Raw genomic sequence first — 19,386 nt, 5'->3', positions numbered from 1 at the left:
TTCCATTTGTTTTTGCCCTAAGATACGTTCGAGTTCAGCTACTTTTTTGAGTAGCTCCTGGGTTTTAGCTTCTTCGGAATCTTGTTGTACAATCATCTTAGTTCCTTTTTTGTAGTGGGAAGAATACTGGTAAATCCAGCGATAAACGCTTGTGCTACTTACATCCCACAATTTACAAAATTCGATAATACTAATCCTTTTGTTGAGAATATCTTCGACTTTTTCTCGTTTGAACGACTCACTAAAAATACGACTTTGACGAATCTCGTATTTTGTACTTTTTCCAGTTTTAGATTTTGAAGTTGCCATCATTAGTTGATTTTTGAGGGCAACCTATTTTAGGCAAGGACAAATAGTAGCGAATTTCTTTTCCTCTTAGTGTGCGACTTAAGTCGCACACTAAGAGGAAAAAGCGGTCGAAAATTACTTTCCGACCGCTTTTTTTGATACTACATCACTAGATATTATTCGGCTTAGGACACAATCATTGCGTCTCTACTGGTAAATTTCAAATAAAAATAATCACTCATCACTCAATCTCAATTCACTAAATTAAGCGCTTTTTAAAGCTCTTTACACAAACAAAAATGGCTTCCTTTAAAGAAGGGAGCCATTCAAATCTATCTCTAAACCACTTGTTATTTCTCATTAAATAAGTTATCGAGTTTTCGTAAATCATCCTTTTGATGACAAATCTGTTTCCAAATAACAGATAGACGATTAACTAATAACTTTACAATACATTCGATAAAAACTGATACAATTGATGTTTGTGTAAAATAAAGTCTTTTTCGAGTGTTTGAAATGCTGAGCGACGACGCTCATGAATCATTTGAATTTGCTGATCAAACAAAAACTGTTTGCCTTGAGCGTATTCGGCAAAAGATTTTTCTTGTGCTAAAATTGCAATGGCTAAGCTTTCTATTTCCGATTCACTGTGTTTAAATAACGCCAAAAAGTCTTGCGCTTTTGTGGTGATATTGTCAGCTGTATTGTGTTGCAAAACATCATTGAGCAGCCTGACAAAAAACTTAATTTCACCAGCATAGAAAGTCAAACTTTCGGCCCATTTGGTGTTTTCAAAATGACATAACTCAAATTTTAAAGTTTCCATAGCTAGTTCATTATGTCGGTCATAAATTCATAAAATGAGTGCTTGCTGGCATGAAAATCTTTTTCTAAAGCCCTAAAACGAACTCGTAAATTGCGGTGCTTTAGATAATGCTCTTCGCCTAGTTGAAAGTCCTTCTGTTGAGTCTCCAAACCAAAAAGATATTCTTCATGTTCAATGGCTTTGAGCAAGGCTTGAGTTTCTGTTCTTTCTTGCGCAAATTGTTCCTCCAAAGCAATCCATTCATTTTGTAATGGTCTTGAAAGGTTCAACTCTCTCAAATGTTCCATCCAAGTTTCGAAATATTGAATTTCATCTCGAATGAAGCTCAAATTTGATAACCATTGCTGGTTTTCTCTATGATAAAGTTCAAACTTCAACGAACTTGTTTTGGGTTCAAATAGAACGTTTTCCATAGCGTTTGTCATTTTTGATATGTCAAAGTTCTACCTTTTTAGGAACCTAACATAGAACATTCGTCATAAGTAATACTGATAAAAGTCAAAGTGAAAAAAGCAGTTTGTGGGACTGTTGGGAAAAACACCTACAACGGTAGATAGCCTAAAAAAACGGTTTCCTCAACCAAGAAAACCGTTCGCCATCCCAAACTAACAAGTAAAATTATTTGTGGAAATGTGCTTTACTTCCTGCACATATCCGACCGTTTGTATTACAACGATTTGCACAAAAATCTGTACAAACGATGTTTTATATCATAGAAAGCCTTTTCAGCTTTTTGGAAATTTTCACGAATGACAATATGGCGATTATAGATTTCTTCACCCAGTAAAAAGTCTTTACCCATGGCGTCATCATCAAATCCCCATTCTTCTTCAATAATAGACTGATTTACGGCATCAATGTCGCCAGCAAGATTGTCTAATTCACGATTGAAAATAAAGGTTTCATTTTGTACTTCATGCGAAGTGTTTTTCTTGTTAACATTCGCAATAAGTCCTTTTAGATATTTGATTTCTTCTTTGAAAAAATCCAAAGATTTGAGCCATTCGCTATTCTCGCGGTGATAGAATTGATACTTAAATGAACGGTCAACTTCTAGGTTTTCGATAGTGCTCATGATGGTAAAGGTTTTGTTTTGTTATAGAAAAATATAAAAAGACTAAGTCAAGATGGTAATAATAGTATCTTTCATACTGCTTGATTAGCAATTGATTATGCTACAAATTTGGCTTATTCCTTATAGGCAAACTAAGAGTAAAGTCATTTGTAGATATGATTTTTGTTGGAAAGAACCGAACAAGTAGGCAAGGCGATACCCGTAATGTTTGATGTCAGATATTGGATGTCAGATTTCGGATATATATCCTCCTTTTGGGAAGAAACAAAACTACTTTACCCTATTTCCGAAATCAGAAATCCCCAATCTACAATCGTCACAGCCCCTTCATCTAATGCCTTTTTGCCTGATTCCTATTTCCCTATTTTAAAATATCCTTTTTATAGATATCATCGTAAATTACCAAACTTCCAAAATCATCAACATCGGCAGTGATATAGGTAATGAAGACTTTCACAGGGGTTTCTAAACTAAAGCTAGTAGGACTCAAATGTGGCTCAAAACGCTTTTTGACAAACTCTTCAACCAGATTTCTATCTTGAAAAAGCATAGTTGCTAATTCATAAGGTTTTTCGAGACGAATACAGGCATTGCTCAAATAGCGCTTATTTTTACTAAACAAATCTTTACGATTGGTATCGTGCAAATACAGTGCATACGGACTATCAAAGTCAAATTTGAGCAATCCCAACGAATTATCACACCCCGCTACCTGACGAACCTCATAAGGAAAATGGTCTTTCGATACCGTGCTCCAATCAATACTGTTGGCTTCTAGCACAAATCCTTTTTCATCGATTAATTGATAGCCATTATTTTCAAAAAAACTAGGTTCTTTTTGTTGAATTGGCAATAGCTCATTGAGCGCTACATTTTTAGGAACTTCGTAGTAAGGGAAAAAGGTAATTTTATTGATTTCCGAACAGAGCGTTGGCGTTGGGGTAATAGGCTTACCCACAATCGTTTTCATACGCATCACCAAGCTATCTCGATCATATAGCGCCAAGGTTGCTGAAGGAATATTGATTTGGATATATCGCTGATTGTCAAGACAATTGATGACGCGCCAACGATTAAGATTGAGAATGAGCTGCGTACGCAACTTGGTTAATGGAATCGACAGTTTTGACAGAGTAACTGGTCCAAGAATTCCATCAGGAACAATATTGTATAAGGACTGAAAACCTTTCAGCGCATTCGTAATCATGCCTTCTTTGAGAAGACTAACGTCCGTCATCGTTGGTAAAAAACCTAAATAATAGAGCTTTTTGATGAGCTCTTTATTTTCGGCAAAAGTCATAGTCTGAGTGACAAGTGGTTCCTGAAAACTATCATTTTCAATGAACATATTTAGCCGAGTCAATAAATTTTGTGTAGCCTGATAACCATAAGATTGCGGTTGTAAAAAAGAAATAACATCCTTGACACTGCCTTTGGGGTAGGTGTTGAGGAGCATCTCAGTAGGGTTGAGGCAATGATTAGTATATCCCAATCCATTATAGGATAAATCTACCGACGTAACACCATTAGCAATATCCTTATAAAACTCCATGATAGAGTGCGTTAAGATAAGTTCATATTCCAAGGTTGGAAAATGCTTAGACGACAAATAACTATAGTGATATTTGGCACGATTGAGTCCGTAGTCAGAAGCGTGTTTGAGTACCTCTAGGTATTCTTTTTGATAATCCGATGTACCTTCCAGCCAAACAGTTTTGTAAGAAATACTTTGGTAAAAAGCGGTTATTTCAGAAGGGTTTTCTATTTGCAACTCTTTAGCATAAGCTTGGTCAGAATGCAATTTTTGAATAAAGGATTTTAAATCTTCTTGTGTTTGAGCAATAGAAGTATTGTTCCATGTCACTCCAATAATGAGACAAAATGTTAATAGTTTTTTAAGGTAAGATTGCGCTTTCATGCTGTTTATTGATTTAGGTTAGGCAAATGATAAATTCATCAATGAATGCTTGGAAATGCCTTTTGTACCAAGCGTTTCAATCAAAAGAAGGGAAAGTAGCGACAATTGTAGAAGAGTCTTGAGTGGTTCGCTTGAAGACAATGTGCTTGATGGTAGAAAAGCAAGTCGTTTGTTGGTATTTGTTCAAATGCTACAGGCCTTTTGTCATGATAGACAAAAGGCACTGTATTATATGAATGCTTCACGATTGATGGGTTCAATCAGGGCCAGATTGTTTTTCAGTAAATCGATATTTGCATTTCCAACATGACGCCAACACTCCTTCCCATTGTATAAAATTAAATAGGTCGGCAATTGAGTCACCTTGAAAGTCTTGGCTACCTCTGGGTTATTTTTTACACTAACCGCAAGATAGCTCGCAATGGTTGGATTGTTTTTTTTGAGTCTTTCAAAAACCTCCAACTCTTCCTTATGAGTTTCGTAGAACAACATAAGGACTGGTGTTTGTGTGTGACTTGCCATAAGTATTTCAAATTTTATCCCCTGTTTTGATAGCAAATATTCAAGAAGAAATAGCTCAATAGAATGAGTTTAAAGGGTACAAATAATGACTTTTATCAGTAGCGGATTTACTGATAAAGGTCACAAAATCAGCTAACTGAGCTCATGAAATTTATAGCTATTTTAAAGGAGATTTGTGCTCAACAAAACAGATAAAGCTATGAAAACGATCTTGTTGCCAACAGATTTTAGTCTCAATGCCAAACATGCTGCCGACTTTGCGGTATCGCTGGCGGGGCTTATCGATGCAAAGATTATCTTGCTACATGCTTACGAATCGCCTGTTTCGACAACACCCTTTGTATTGCCTTTGCCTCAGCAAGGTTTGATGCAAGAAGCTTTGGAAGAAACACGTACATTGTTGGCACAAACCAAGGACGATATGCTGGCAAAATATGGAGATGTGTTAGCCAATAAGCTTGAAACAAAATTGGTTTTTGGCAATCCAGTAGATAATATTTTGGAAGCCTCAGAAGAATTAAGACCTGATTTTTTAGTAATAGGAAGTTTAGGAGAAGGTGGTATTTTGGCCAATCTGTTTGGTTCAACTGCATTAAGTATTGTACAAAAAAGCAAAATCCCAGTGTGGATTATACCACAACAATCCACAATACACACCATTAAGGAAGTGATATACGCCAGTGATTTGGAAGGAGATGAAGTAGGCTGTATCAACAAGATTATCAACATTGGAGAGCTGTTGGGAATAGATCATACCAAGTTGGTTCATGTAAAAGAATACTTGAGCCCAGAGGTATTCCCATCAAGTGAAATCATTGATTTATTGGAGGAGGAGTTCGGAGGCGAAAAAATCATTTTCCGCAATTTGTATCGCGATGATACCATCGTAGGTATTGACACATACATTCGAAATCAAAAACCAGATGCTGTGATTTTGGCACAACGCCCTAAAGGCTTTGTCGAAAAACTTTTTCATGAAAGCATTATCAAGCACTTGACACTCAGTTCACAAATTCCTTTGTTGGTGTTACAAAAGAAATATTGATTACAAAATAAAGTTGAGGTTTAAGGTTGACGAAATTTTCGTCAACCTTATTTGTTTTATGGGTAAACCAGCACCCTACATCTCTTTCGCAATAATCCCCCTCGTAATAAGTATTTCTTGTTCTAATTCCTTAATAACCTGCTCAAAATAATCATGGTCAAATTCTTCACGCTTCTCTAGTTTTTCCGCCAAATTGGCTAGTTCATCAAAGCCACTCGATAAGGCAGTTCCTTTGAGTTTGTGAGCTAGTGACTTGATACCATTAAGGTTTTGCTGGGCAAATAATTCATGCAACTCTACCAAAAACTCTTGTAATTGTCTATCTGCAATTTCAAGTAACTGACTCATAAACACAGTATCATTTCCTAACCTGTGAGACAAATCCAGTTTATTAAAATGGATTTTTTCATTAGAAGATGCACTTTCTCCTTTAACCGCTATTGGTTCCAAGTTGGGTTCAAGATTGAGCCATTCTTGAAGGGCTTTTTCCAAAGCTCCTTTCACAATAGGTTTGGTAATATAATCATTCATGCCTGCCTCTAGGCATTTATCTCTTTCGCCTTTTACGGTTCCTGCGGTTAAGGCAATAATAGGCGTTTTCATTTTACCATTTTCATGTTCACGAATCAAGCGCGTTGCTTCATAACCACTCATAATAGGCATTTGAACATCCATCAAAATAACATCTACCCAATTGAGCTTAAACAAATCTACAGCAACTTTGCCATTTTCAGCCTCCAAAAGTTTGGCTTGTGGTAAGAGCCCTTTTACAATCGTTCGAGCCAACATCATGTTTACGGGGTTATCCTCCACAATCATGATGTTTATTTCTTCAGCACTGAGCCATGGTGGAGCTTCTGGCGTTAGGTTCTCTCCTGCATGAAGCGAATCCAACTGCGATAAAGCATTGAAAAGATTACTTAAGCCAATAGGTTTCATTAATCTTTGCTTCACCGAATATGTTTTGCAGGCATCTATAATTTCTTGGTTGTCTGACGAACTGCATAACAATAGAATATCTTGTTTTTCGGGTGTGTAGTCAGGTAGTTTCCGAATGTGTTTGATACTTTCGAGACCATCCATGTATGGCATGTGGTAGTCCATCAACACCAAATCATATTTGCGACCTTCTTTCAGGAAATCTAAAGCCTGAATACCATTTTCAGCTTCGTCAGTGGCAATGGACTTAATCGCCAACATTTCTTTTAAAATATGTCGGTTATTGGCGTTGTCATCTACAATCAATACTTTCTGTAGTTTTTCCAAATTATCCCATTGCAATGGGTCTCCTTCTTCAGCTTTTACGGTGATTTCGAAGTAAAATGTACTCCCAATTCCCTTTTTACTCTTGAGTTGGAGGGTACTTTTCATTAAGCCCAAAAGCTTATTTGAAATAGTCAAACCTAAGCCTGTACCACCAAATTTGCGAGTTGTAGATTCATCTTCTTGTGAAAAAGCATTAAAAATTTTAGCCTGATTGGCTTCGTCAATCCCGATACCTGTATCTCTTACCGAAAACTTAAAATGCCATTCACCTTCATTATAACTTTGGTATGCTTCTACTTTTAACTCTACCTCTCCTTGGGTTGTAAACTTAACGGCATTGCCCAAAAGGTTTACTAAAATTTGTCTTAAACGAATAGGGTCAGTCCAGACAAATCTTGGAATATCATGAGAAATATTGAGAAGGACTTCTAGCTTTTTGCTGTCCGCCTGAAAAGCTATCATGCTAATAATCTGATTACCTAAATCGAATATGTCGGTTTTTTCGATGGATAATTCTAATTTGCCAGCTTCTATTTTCGAGAAATCAAGAATGTCATTGATAATGTCCAATAACGAATGTGCCGATTGCGAAACCGTCGACATATACTTTCGTTGAGTTTCCTCTAGCTTGGTTTTCATCAACAAGTCCGTAAATCCGATGATACCGTTGAGAGGTGTTCTGATTTCATGACTCATATTAGCCAAAAATTCAGACTTCGCTCTGGCGCCTTGTTCGGCGAGTTCTTTGGAATTACGTAACGAAAAAGCAAAACGATAAGTTAAAATAAGGTTTTGGAAAAAGATAAAACCCAGATAGCCCATCGAAAAATAAATAGGATAATAATCAATTACTTGGTAATGTCCTAAAATACTAAGACTGATAGCTATACCAAAAAAAGCCATGCTCAGCATAGCGTAAAGTGTACCTTGTCGCTTGTTAAAATAGGCTCTAACTACCGTAAGGAAATTATACCCAACAAAAACTAATACTAAGTAGTAGAAAAGGTTTGCGCTATAGGTAAATACATGAATAGGAGCGGCAAGCATCATAATGAAAAATGCCAAGCTTACTCCTGCCATAAAATAGATAAAAAGGTCGTCGGTTTCGTCTGGATAAAGTTTTCTTAAGAATAAACTGTAAATGAATATGCCCAAAAACATAGCACCATATTCGAGATGAATTGTCAAATGCCAGTCGAGACTAGGGAATAAATAATGGAAAAAATAGAGATTGTCTACGCCAATTACTCGATATACAAAAAGCAAACAGAATACGCCAAAATAGAGTACTTCCTTTTCGTGTTGTCCCATCAGATACAACCCAAAAAACAACAAACCACCCATCACCAAAATCCCTGTGAGTAACATATCTGATGCTAACTCTAACTCACGCTCATGATATACACGACTAGGCGTGCCGATTTTGATAGGGCGTGAAGCTCCTCCTTTATAGTGATCAAAATTGGCGATTTGAATTACTAGGTCGAGGGTATCTTTTTGCACGGCATATACCTGAACCTGCGGTAACCAATGAGGCTCATAATGTGCTTTATCTTTAGCGACTATTCCATTGTGGGCTATTTCTACATTATTCACCCAAAAACGATAACTGGTATAAATAGAAGGGATTGAAAATGCTAAAACAGGTGTTTTTTGAGCATCGATAAGCAATCTCAAATGGTATGTAGCATAGCCATACGCCTTGGCCGACTCATTGATTTGAGGGATTTCATTCCATACTTTAGTAAATTTTATGAAGTAGTCGGGTTGATGTTGCTGAACTTGTTGAAGTGTAAAAAGTTTTTCCCAATAAAATGCCCACTCTCCATCTAAAGAAATGGGAGCGTGTGCGTCTAAATTTACACTTCTCAAATCTATTTGTCCCGAATTAGTAGCGTAAACTGTATCAAAAATAGTAAATAAACTTATGATAAGCACCAATCGTCTTACGAGATTAATGCTCTTATTTTTTCCACTCAAGAACCTCATAGTCGCTTGGTTAGATTGTTTTCAAGATATCTTAAGGGATACAGGATATAAAGTAATTGTCAATCGATAAGTAAAAAATACTCCCTTAATTTCTGCAATTGTATTGTAAAATACGACGTTTATCTGGAATGTGCTAATTTTGTGCCAATAATTTATGTTTCGGAAACTTGGCTCTACAAATCCTAAATAATAAATTTTTTCAAAAAAATACCGAAGGAATAGACGTAATAGTTCTGAGTGAAAGAGATTTTAATCTTCGACTTTGACTAGCGCTGTAGTTACCACTTGTGCCATGGCTTCTGCCGAATCGCAACTAACAAGATGACGGAAAGGATGTAGTAAATGTTCGCCATAAAAATCATCATGTTCGGCCTCGTAGGTCATACCATAGACACTATTACAAAGCCAAAGTTGATAATGCTTTTTGCGAATATCATAAAGTACAATTGGGTTGATTTGGTTGGGTTGTCTTTCAAAACACACCAGCATAATAGGATGATCTAGCAGGCCTAATCCATTAAGTGAAGGTACAAGGTTAGCATCAAAATATTCATAATGGTACACTTTACTCACTTGCCCTGCTTGCTCTATAAGAATTTGCAGCTCTTTTAAACGTTCCTGAATTTCGACCAAAGGGGTGTTATCAGCAGAAAAAGCCGACATAGGATACCATTGATTATTTCGAAAATCCAGAAATTCCATCGCAGTTTTGGCAAGGTCAAGTTTATAGTCAAACAATCGATAGCCTGGCACAAAATAGCCTGGGTAAAAGAATGTTAACCCACGCTTGATACAGAAGTCCATTTTCAGAAACATCAAATATTTGCCAAGACTATGTTTTTTATAATCAGGGTCGTAAAAACAAGAAATACCCGCACCGCTATCATGTCCTAAGTCAAAAAAACCTGTAGCAATAAGTTTCTCTTTGTCATAAACATTTACTTCGTAAGCATTAAAAATATCTCTTTTGGTATTGTTAAAAAGTAATTGTTCCAACGAATTCGAGGTTTCGAAGGTAATGTGACTACGATATTTATCAAATAGCGTTTCCTGAATCGGTTTGATTTGAGCAGGCTGGATTTCTACTTCAAATTTGCTGTTAAGCTTTTGAAGTTTGCTTTTGGTAGTAGGAAACTCAGCTTCAAGAAGGTTGATTCTAAGCCACAGTGCACTGTAGAATACGTGGTTGAACTTAAGAAAGTTTGTCGTAAAAACACTTTGCCCCATTCTAAACCACCCGTCGGCCAAATAATGGTCAAGTTCATGGGCATCGATAAACAAAGGGTTTTCTATTTCTGCAAACATTTCTTATGGTAGTCGTTAATTCACAAATTTAAGGATTTTCGTTGAAAAGCTCATGAGGTATTTAGCTGTCGGATACCATCTTTGAGTAAATAGATTAAACAATCAAAGTCGTTATCCGACAGTTCTACGCTTATTGCAAGGCTTGTCCTTCAAACTCGATACCATCCCAGCCAAACTCGATAAAATTGCGAATATTTTGGTGGTCTGTACCTTCTGGATTTTGTAATACATCGTTACGATAAAATGCGCCAAAACAAGCCAATGTTTCTTCTTGACTCAAACCATTGAGTTTAGCAAACGAAAAAACCTTGCATGAACCAGAGTTTTGACCTGCTTCATTAACGGTATTTCCATTACGAAATTTTGTTGGTTGGAATTGGTACGAGGCATCGATTACCGCAATCACTTCCTGAAACTCGATAGCTTCAGGGCTAGTTTTTATTTTTTCAATGAGAGAATTAACAGACATATTTGAAACGTTTTTTACCGTGAAGATAGATGATGTAAGCCAATAATCAGGAAATTGTTTAAAATAAAAGACGCTTCAGATGCGCTATGCTCAGAAAATTATGCTAAAAAATGAAGCTCAATCAAGAAAAATACTCAATCTACGATATAGATAAAAATCCTTATTTATGAAGATTGTTGAAGTGTAATGGAAATTACGTATAGCTACCAAAGTCTTAAATATAAGCTGATAACTACGGCACGAATATTGTTAGAGAAATACTATTCTTTATTATTATCAATGAAGAATTTCTAGTGTAATCTTCCTTTATCCTTACATCAAATTTTGAAACAGTTCAGTAAACTTAACCGCACATTAATTTAACTGAGCCTATTGCCGTTTACAGAAAGGACAAAAAACCTATCAAAAATAGCAGTAGCTTAAATAGATGTTCTAGTATCAAAACAAGAAAGCACGAATCGCACTAAGTAGATATTATTATTGGGTTATCCAATTAAATAGAGTCTCTCGCACAATAATCTGCGCATCTTAGCCGCATAAGCATCCTTGTTTGGTACTACCAAGTAAAAGGAAATTCACATCCATTTATTTTTTACCAAACACAATCTATACTATGTACATTTTGCCAAGAGTAGTATTATTCTGTGCTATTTTCAGCTGTATTGTTGAGATAGCGGCCGCCCAAGATGTTAGTATAAATATTTTGAATCAACCCGCTGCTGTAGCCAAAGGCTCTAGTGTTGGTCGAGTCACAATTGATATTTGTAACAACGATGGTGGTATCCGAACGGCTGCGGCCAATAAGTTAAGACCCCTTATTAGCTTTCCAAGCCCCCTGGTTGGGTCGACGGTGGTTCCTATCAGTATTACAGGTTGGACAGTCCTCTCCAACGATGGACAGACCATTCGCCTAGAAAACACCCTGCCTATTGCCCCAGGGACTTGTAGTCAAATCGAGGTTGGGTATACTGGTGTAAATGTTGGTGGTCCGCTCACCATCACAGGAACACTAGGATTTAATGGCCCGCAAACGACTGGCAATTTGACTGGTAATGACAATAGCACAACTTCAATCACGGTATATCTTGATACTGACAACGACGGAGTAGCAGATAGCATCGATTTGGATGATGATAATGACGGTATTTTGGATACCATAGAAAATGCACAGTCAAATGCTGATACAGACGGAGATGGTGTCCCAAACCGTATCGACTTGGATAGTGATAACGACGGTATCAATGACGTAATCGAGGGAGGTGGTATCGACACCGATTTTGATGGAATTGCAGATGGCATTATTGGTGGAACTGGAATACCTGCAAGCGCTGGCACTGGTTTGATATTGTCTGATACAGACCTAGACACTCGCAAAAATCCGTATGACTTAGATAGTGATAATGATGGAATCAATGACATCATCGAAAGCGGCAATGCCGCATTGGTTGATGCCAATGGCGACGGAATCGTTGATGGAACCGATAGCGATCTTGACGGTATTATGAGTAGTGCCGATGGAAGCTCTAATTGGGGCGACACTAACGACCCCGTTCCTCTCAATAGCGATGGTACAACAGGCGCAGATTACCTCGACTTAGATAGTGATAATGATGGTTTATCAGATTTACTCGAAAGTGGCATTAGTAATACTGCTACTTTGGATATAAATGGTGACGGAAAAATAGATAGTATTATAGATCTTGATGCCGACGGAATTATTGTCTCAGTCGACGGATCTACCAGTTATGGCGATGCCAACAGTCCAACTCTTCCAGATCTCAACAATTCAGGTACGCCAGATTACCGAGAATCAAATCCAGATATGGACGGTGATGGCGTTTCAAACACTCAAGAAATAGCGGATGGAACAAACTATACAGATGGGTGTAGCTATAATGCTACCAACCAAATACTAGCCAATACCTCCACATTATGGCGGAATGCCGACTGTGATGGAGATGGCGTAACCAATTATAAGGAGCTTACAGGTACAGACAACAATGCCCTAGCTACCCTAGATAATACCAATCCAAAGGATGGATGCAGCTATAATACTGTTGACCAAGTGTATGCTTCCACAACATTGGCGTGGAAAGCCTTGGATTGCGATGGCGATGGACTCACCAACAAAGAGGAAATAGACCCAAACAATGACGGTATCCCTGATTTAAATACTACCAATCCCCAAAAACCTGATACCGATGGGGATACTTTCAACGATAAAGTCGATGCTTGTCCATTAGTAGCTGGGATTGCACCAAATGGTTGTCCATTGGATACAGATAAAGATGGCTTGGCAGATGTAACAGATTTGGACGATGATAATGATGGTATTTTAGATACCGTAGAAAACGCCCAACTTAGTGCTGATACTGATGGAGATGGAACACCTAACAGGATAGATTTAGATAGCGATAATGATGGTATCAGAGATGTAGCCGAAACGCTGGGTATAGATTTGAATGAAGATGGGATGGTAGACGGACCTGTCAATCTGCAAGGCGTACCATTAGCGGCAGCAGCGGGTTTAGGGCTAACGCCACCCGATACCGACCTTGATGGTAAGCTGAACCCTTACGACGTAGACAGCGATAATAATGGCATTTCGGATCTTTTAGAGGCCGGGCTAAACCCCAATTGGGATTTGGATGATGATGGAAAAATAGATTGTACAGGAAACTGCGACACCGATGGTGATGGTGTACCAAATGTATCTGATGGCTCGTCGAGTGACTGGAAAGATGCTCCAATTCCAGATTTAACCCCAACTACTGAAATCAATAGCTTAGATTTTTCGGGTTCTTCTAATGCAAAAGATATTGTTGTAAATGTTTTTGAAAAAAATAATGTTCAAAATGTGTTGGGGAATATCACAGGATTTAGAATTACCAAAATCTCAGGGTTTGATATTACTTATTCTATCAACACAGGAACGTCCAATGTCATGGGAGGGGCTACTAACAGTAACGGGGATTGGTTATTTTCTGAAAATACCAACTTTATTACCGTAACGGCAAAACCAGGAGTTAGTATTCCTCAAAATAGTTTTAAAAAAATAGGGTTTACTGTCACTAGAAGAGGAGGTATTCCTGCTAATACTAGCCAAAATATCACAGTAACGATTCTTTATGGTTCGGGAGGAGAAGGACGTGTGGATAATAATATTGTCGAAACTAGAATTACTGCGAATTAAGCGTTGTCTAATCAAACAATCCGTTTGTGCATTGATAAAAATGGTTAGGAGTACTTCAATTTGAAGGTATTCCTAACCATTTTTAAGTATTAATGCTATTGGCATTAAAATTTATACAAATAGGGCTTTTACATTGAAAAGGAAGTTGATCGATTTTTGGTATGATTTTCCAATTGGAATATCTCGGTCATAAACAAAAAAACTTCTCGAATCCACTGCTGTTATTTTATAGATATTGATCAGATAAGCATGGTGAACTCTTCTAAAAACACCGCTTGGGAGAATATTCATCAAACCTTCGATAGACTCATTAACAATATGAACGTTGTTTTTGGTATGAACCTTTGAATAGCTACCAAACGCAGAGAAATACTCAATCTCATTAAAATTAAATTTAAGTATTTGAGTTTCAGATCTTATAAACGCATAGCTATCTTCAATACGAGTATTTGATAAAATAGGAGTGTATTGAGCTCTATTCAAAGCTCTCCATACACGTGCCTCACAAGAAGGTTGGAGCAAAAAGTCGACGATATTTTCGTACTCATAAGCTGATGAAGCTAATTCTTTGATGGGGCTAACCACCACAATAGGAATACTGGATGGTAACTGGTAAATCAGAGACTGTATATCTTGATCGTTTGTTAAAGTAAGAAAAATCGCATCAAACAATTCTTGTTGTAGGCACAATTGAGCTGCAGCGATATTTGGCGTCAAAACTACCTTTCTAGAGGTAAGTTTTTTGATTTTGTTTGCTAAATCAAGTGACGACTCTTTTAGCGGGTTAATGAGTAGGTAAGCATTGTTATTCATAATTACACAACTATAATAGCATAGATGACGGTACAAATATGCCAATGTGAACAAAGATAAAATGGGTAAGCAATACCAACAAACGACAATAAATGTGTTATTGCGATTGTATTATCAAATGAATCAATGTTGTGTAATAGTAATGTCCTATGTGAAAGAAGAAATCAAAAGGACGCTTTATTGTATTGAAGGGTAGCGGTAAAAAAATAGATTTTAATATTTTTTCTAACATAAAATTATTGAAACCTAGCTAGAAAAAAAAGAACAATGAATTAAATATAAAATACGTAGAATAAGAATGTCTATCGCTGAAAAAGAAAATAACAATATAATAAAAAAGCTCAGAAATTTCTTTCTGAGCTTTTGCGGTCTGGACGGGACTCGAACCCGCGACCCCATGCGTGACAGGCATGTATTCTAACCAACTGAACTACCAAACCGTTTTGTTGATGCAAAATTAGTACTTATTTCTTACAATGCAAACTCACTTCAAGCACTTTCTGAAAAGTTTTTTGTAATGGTTGCCATAACTATCTCATTATCTGAATAAAATGAAAATGAAAAAATTTGAAATTTTTTATAAAAAAAATTAAAGTGGTGCTGAATAGGCCTAAAATGCACCTTTTTAGACAGAATTTATACTTTTAAAATCGGGAATTTAATCTGAATCTGATAGTATCTTTTATCAAAAGTGGGTCATTAGGCACAAAAAAAGAAAGGTAGGTGCTTATGCTTGAGTCATTTTTAAGTTGCGTTGAAATAATTTCATAGGCTAATTCTTTGATGTTGGGTTGAAGCTCCAAACGGTTTTTAAAGACATTTTTAAGTAAATCTAAAAAGGAATGATACTGTTTGTTGGTTAAAGAAGCGGATACTTGCTGAAGTTTTTGCCAACTTAAAGTATCATCAGGTATATTACCGAAATATAAACCAAGACAATTAAACGCATCTTGATTTTTTTCCCAACCTTCCCACAGAATGGCTTGAGCTCTATTGAACATGTACATCTTATTTTTGTAAACCAAAGACGCTTTTACAAATTGACCCGCTGTATGATAATTGTCTGCCACTTTTTGATAATACAATATCGCTTCATCATGCTTCTCAAGTTTCGTATATAAATCTCCTACTTTTTCATATTGCTCTGTTTTTATGTAGTATTCTATCGCTTTGTGTATAAGGTTAGCTTTTTCGTAGCAAATAGCGGCTTGATGATAGTTTTTGAGGTATTTAATATAGATAGAAGCTGCTTCTTGATATTTTTCGCCCTTCTCCAATGTTTGAGTCGCTAAATAATATTCTTTCAATAATTTCAGGTAAACAAAGGCTGCTTCTGTGTACTTTTCTTCACGGATGAGCTGTTCTGCTGTTGCACGATATTGTCTTCGTAATCGTTCGATGCTACTGTCGTCTATATTTAAACTTCCTCCACCATGCGCATGTGTGTTATTGCCAAATAATGAAAGTGAATCACGATATTTCGAAAATCCTAATGAGCCATTATTCTCAGAACCTCTATGGGTGCCATCGTCGATAGGAATGGCATATTTGAGCGCTTCCAAGGGATTTTGGGCTAATAAATCAAACAGTTTATCAAGATATTTTTGATTACGATTTTCTAATGAATGAAAGTGCTCTAGCATTTTCGACAACAAAGAATCCTCTTTGGTTTTGCGCGAAAGCTGTTTTGCGTTATCGTTAGCTGAGGTAGCCTTAAAACTTAGCAATATATTCGACGCAATAGAGATAATGATTTTGTAGAACAGTAATAATGCTTTTTCAAAAATGTTCAGAGGTTTGTCTAACAGAGGTTTTTCTGGTGTTGGTTGTGTTTCTAATCGTGAAATAATTTCGTCAGGACTTTCTGAGGGGTTTAGCAGTAATGTTTTAATTCTACTAGGTAAAGTCAGGCTATTGGCAGGAGTTATTGGTTCTGTCTCCCACAAATCAGGGGTTTGTACTATTTCTATCCAATTGATAGGTGTTGAAAGTTCAATAAACCCTAAGTAAGGATGTATCAAAACAGACATACGAGAAAATAAAAAGCAGGCATCCTCTTCTGTGAGTGAAGGGAATACTGTTGACTTTTCTGGAATATATACTTGGTTAAATGCTTGATATATAATTTGATGCTGACGAATATCTATTGGAAAATGATGTTCGGGAATAATCACCAAACATCCCCAAAGACTATTGGGTGTAGCATCAGGAATAGTAAAACAGGTGATATTTTCAAGACTTAATCCTAAGGCTTGGAGCTCAAAAAGCCAAGATTTAATAGCACTTCCAGCAATTAACAAACCTACCTTGGGATACAGATTTTGTTGATGAGGCTTAAGTTGTAGTTCCATAGTTAATGATATCTTGAATAAATGTATCTATATATTTTTCCCTAAAATCCTTTACCTCTAATTCCTTGAGTGGAAGGTTGGGTAAAAAGGAAGTATTGCCACAACAATCCTCTTTAGTACTCATGGCAATAGGTTCTTCCATCACTGTAGGAAAGTAAATAAACTGATTTTGAGCTGTATTTTCCAGAATACATAATCCAAATGAGTTAGTGTGGATTCTAGCGCCATTCGGAAACTCAAAAATGCCATTCTTTATCGCTTGGGCAGTTAGATGGATGGTTGTCGATAGGCTTGATTGGATAGTAACTCTATTATTATCATCAAAAGACAAGCTATGTCTGTTTAATAAAATTTTATTTTCCTTACTAATACCTACCTCAGTAATGTTTTTAAGAAAGTTAACACTGGACTTTGTCTCTGATTTTTTAGCTTGAATATTTACTTTTTTTGTTGTCTGAAAATCATTTGTTTCTACTGTAGATGTCTCGATTTTTATGGCGCCAGTTTGAGGTGATTCTCCGTTCTCTAACACATAAGTGTACTTCATGTTTTTCTGTATCATGTAGAAATGATTTCCATCAAAAAAGAGGTTTTTCCATTTAAAACTGGCAAGTCCTGTTGAGCCCCAATATCCTGTATTGATATTGTAAATACTTAATTTCTTATGTGAATGCTGCGCAAGTACAAAAGCCAGCAGTATCACCTCATTTGACATATTGATTCCTAGGGCATAGGATTCTGCCATTTCCTTACGATCAAGTAATACTTCCCAACCTTTGTTTTCGTCTAGCGCTTTACAAAGGGCATTGGCAACAATAAAATAGGTATTGCCATCTTTTGCCTTGAAGGTGAAACGTGCCAATTGAGGCTGAGGAGGTATCAATATTGGATATACATTGCTGTTTCTCTCTCTCTTTTGAGGTGTGGTCTGCTTACTAATGGGTGGTGTTTTTTCCCAAAGTGATTTCAAGGGTAACAAGAGCTCTTGTACTGGCTTAAGACCTTTGTTTTGCTGATAATGAATCTCTATTTTTCCTTCAGCAGTGACATAAATCCAATAGTTAATCATCGGTGCAACCAACGACAATTCTTTTTGTATAGCTGGGTATGCGGTCGATGCTTTGTTCGAAATATAGAAGATTTCTTGTTGAGACTTCTTGAATGATTGAGTGTCGAAAAACTTTTTTATACCATTGCCAGCATGAAGCGAATGATCGAGGAGGTCAAGTCCTTGGATAATAGACTCGATATTCTCGGCTGAAATGGCGGTGTAATCATTGCCAATGACAAAAGATTCTGCCGACATTTTGGCTTTTGGATGCTTGAGCAATGACAGCCAAATAGAGAAAGCAAGTGTTTTGGGTGTTCCCCAATTTTTAATCGAAATATCTATTAAAAATACTCGCTTTTTAGGGTTGTTTTGTGGAGGAAGCTCACGTTGTAAATAAAGCGCTTCGTTATGCGCTAGTCTCGATAAAAGCACTATATCCTCATGGGCAAGTTCTGATAAAAGCAAACGTTCAAGGTTGCCTTTATTGCTCAAATCGGTAACCCCACCCAAGGGTTGTTGACTAGGAATATCTCCTTGAAAAGGTATATGTAACCCTGCCCATAAGCTTTTGATTAGTGCGGCGCTATGAAAAGTTTTAGGATTCGATAATAGCTCCTCATGCCAATCTACTGTATGGTTATCATTTGACTGTTCGATTTCTTGCTCAAAATCCTCAAGGTTAATCTCTTGGATATTGCTTAGTTTGGCTATAATACTTTCAGCATTAGGATATTTTTTTAATAGAAGTGCAATGGGGCGAACATCTTTTTCAAAGATGCTACTGCTTAATGGTTGTTTTTCTGGAAAATGGTTTTGGCTTTTACAAAAGTACCCCAAGCTATTAAATATGCTAATAGATTTCTTGATTGCATAATTGTTGTGGCTACCTTCCAAGAGTTGCTGAAGAACCAATATCCGTTGACTACCTCTTTTTAGATTTGCGGGTAGTTTGGAGACAAGACGTAAGAACTTAATAGCATCACCGACAATATTGTTACCGTGCAATCCATTGTCAAGTTTTAAAAACTGATAATAGAGCTTGTCAATGTTTTGCTGACCATTTGCGCTTGTTGCGATGAATAACAACAATAGTGTACCCAAGCGAGGAATGCCTGTTTTTGATAGTACTCTGAGGGTTTCAATGAGTTGTTCTTCATAGATAATCGTATCACCATGAGGCATAGAAATACAAAGTTGCCCGATAGTGGAGTCAACATCCCATTCCCAAAAATAGTCTTGATATTGCAAATAATACTCTAGGTTATTCATATCATT

General features: G+C 36.8%; 14 protein-coding genes and 1 tRNA gene. 2 read left to right on the top strand and 13 right to left on the bottom strand.

Annotated features, from left to right (window positions below; all coding sequences use genetic code 11):
- The 6 genes from QM481_RS04405 to QM481_RS04380 all read right to left on the bottom strand — a co-directional run.
- A partial coding sequence (locus QM481_RS04405) for a transposase (protein WP_283380785.1) occupies positions 1 to 312 on the bottom strand: 312 nt, incomplete at its 3' end.
- 421 nt (positions 313 to 733) lie between these two features.
- Complete coding sequence (locus QM481_RS04400; RefSeq protein WP_283380784.1) at positions 734 to 1,114, bottom strand: hypothetical protein; 381 nt, start codon at positions 1,112 to 1,114, stop codon at positions 734 to 736.
- Positions 1,115 to 1,116: 2 nt separating this feature from the next.
- Positions 1,117 to 1,527: a hypothetical protein gene (locus QM481_RS04395; protein ID WP_166550307.1), complete on the bottom strand. Its 411-nt coding sequence runs from the start codon at positions 1,525 to 1,527 to the stop codon at positions 1,117 to 1,119.
- Positions 1,528 to 1,781: 254 nt separating this feature from the next.
- Positions 1,782 to 2,189, bottom strand: coding sequence for a hypothetical protein (locus tag QM481_RS04390; protein ID WP_166550306.1), 408 nt, complete (start codon positions 2,187 to 2,189; stop codon positions 1,782 to 1,784).
- Positions 2,190 to 2,550: 361 nt separating this feature from the next.
- Positions 2,551 to 4,107: a L,D-transpeptidase scaffold domain-containing protein gene (locus tag QM481_RS04385; RefSeq protein WP_283380783.1), complete on the bottom strand. Its 1,557-nt coding sequence runs from the start codon at positions 4,105 to 4,107 to the stop codon at positions 2,551 to 2,553.
- A 228-nt stretch (positions 4,108 to 4,335) separates the two neighbouring features.
- The gene (locus QM481_RS04380; protein ID WP_166550304.1) at positions 4,336 to 4,629 is read right to left on the bottom strand and encodes a thioredoxin family protein; all 294 of its coding nucleotides are present in this window, start codon (positions 4,627 to 4,629) and stop codon (positions 4,336 to 4,338) included.
- A 199-nt stretch (positions 4,630 to 4,828) separates the two neighbouring features.
- Here QM481_RS04380 and QM481_RS04375 point away from each other — a divergent pair, with 199 nt between their 5' ends.
- Positions 4,829 to 5,674 (top strand): universal stress protein, encoded by an 846-nt coding sequence (locus QM481_RS04375; protein WP_166550303.1) that lies wholly within the window; start codon positions 4,829 to 4,831, stop codon positions 5,672 to 5,674.
- 75 nt (positions 5,675 to 5,749) lie between these two features.
- Here QM481_RS04375 and QM481_RS04370 read toward each other — a convergent pair whose 3' ends face one another.
- From QM481_RS04370 to QM481_RS04360, 3 genes are all read right to left on the bottom strand, one after another.
- Positions 5,750 to 8,929 carry a response regulator gene (locus QM481_RS04370; RefSeq protein ID WP_283380782.1) on the bottom strand — a complete coding sequence of 1,060 codons (3,180 nt, stop codon included), beginning with the start codon at positions 8,927 to 8,929 and terminating at the stop codon, positions 5,750 to 5,752.
- A 249-nt stretch (positions 8,930 to 9,178) separates the two neighbouring features.
- Positions 9,179 to 10,234 (bottom strand): arginyl-tRNA--protein arginylyltransferase, encoded by a 1,056-nt coding sequence (locus QM481_RS04365; protein ID WP_283380781.1) that lies wholly within the window; start codon positions 10,232 to 10,234, stop codon positions 9,179 to 9,181.
- A 130-nt stretch (positions 10,235 to 10,364) separates the two neighbouring features.
- A complete protein-coding gene (locus QM481_RS04360) occupies positions 10,365 to 10,703 on the bottom strand; it encodes a HopJ type III effector protein (RefSeq protein WP_166550300.1) in 339 nt (112 codons plus the stop codon).
- Between the two features lie 613 nt (positions 10,704 to 11,316).
- Here QM481_RS04360 and QM481_RS04355 point away from each other — a divergent pair.
- On the top strand, positions 11,317 to 13,896 hold the full coding sequence (locus QM481_RS04355; protein ID WP_283380780.1) for a hypothetical protein: 2,580 nt from the start codon (positions 11,317 to 11,319) through the stop codon (positions 13,894 to 13,896).
- A 111-nt stretch (positions 13,897 to 14,007) separates the two neighbouring features.
- On the opposite strand, the gene QM481_RS04350 is transcribed toward QM481_RS04355, so the two are convergent.
- The 4 genes from QM481_RS04350 to QM481_RS04335 all read right to left on the bottom strand — a co-directional run bounded on the left by QM481_RS04350 (position 14,008) and on the right by QM481_RS04335 (position 19,380).
- Positions 14,008 to 14,709, bottom strand: coding sequence for a LytR/AlgR family response regulator transcription factor (locus QM481_RS04350; protein WP_283380779.1), 702 nt, complete (start codon positions 14,707 to 14,709; stop codon positions 14,008 to 14,010).
- 366 nt (positions 14,710 to 15,075) lie between these two features.
- Positions 15,076 to 15,149 (bottom strand) — tRNA-Asp (locus QM481_RS04345).
- 204 nt (positions 15,150 to 15,353) lie between these two features.
- A complete protein-coding gene (locus tag QM481_RS04340) occupies positions 15,354 to 17,060 on the bottom strand; it encodes a bpX3 domain-containing protein (protein WP_283380778.1) in 1,707 nt (568 codons plus the stop codon).
- On the bottom strand, positions 17,044 to 19,380 hold the full coding sequence (locus QM481_RS04335) for a hypothetical protein (protein WP_283380777.1): 2,337 nt from the start codon (positions 19,378 to 19,380) through the stop codon (positions 17,044 to 17,046). The genes QM481_RS04340 and QM481_RS04335 overlap by 17 nt, the downstream gene beginning before the upstream one ends.
- Between the last annotated feature and the right edge of the window lie 6 nt (positions 19,381 to 19,386).

This window comes from Flectobacillus rivi (assembly GCF_030056655.1).
GTDB classification, from domain to species: Bacteria; Bacteroidota; Bacteroidia; order Cytophagales; family Spirosomataceae; genus Flectobacillus; species Flectobacillus rivi.
The sequence above is the reverse complement of the archived record's forward strand: the minus strand, read 5'-3'. Positions and strand labels throughout refer to the sequence as shown.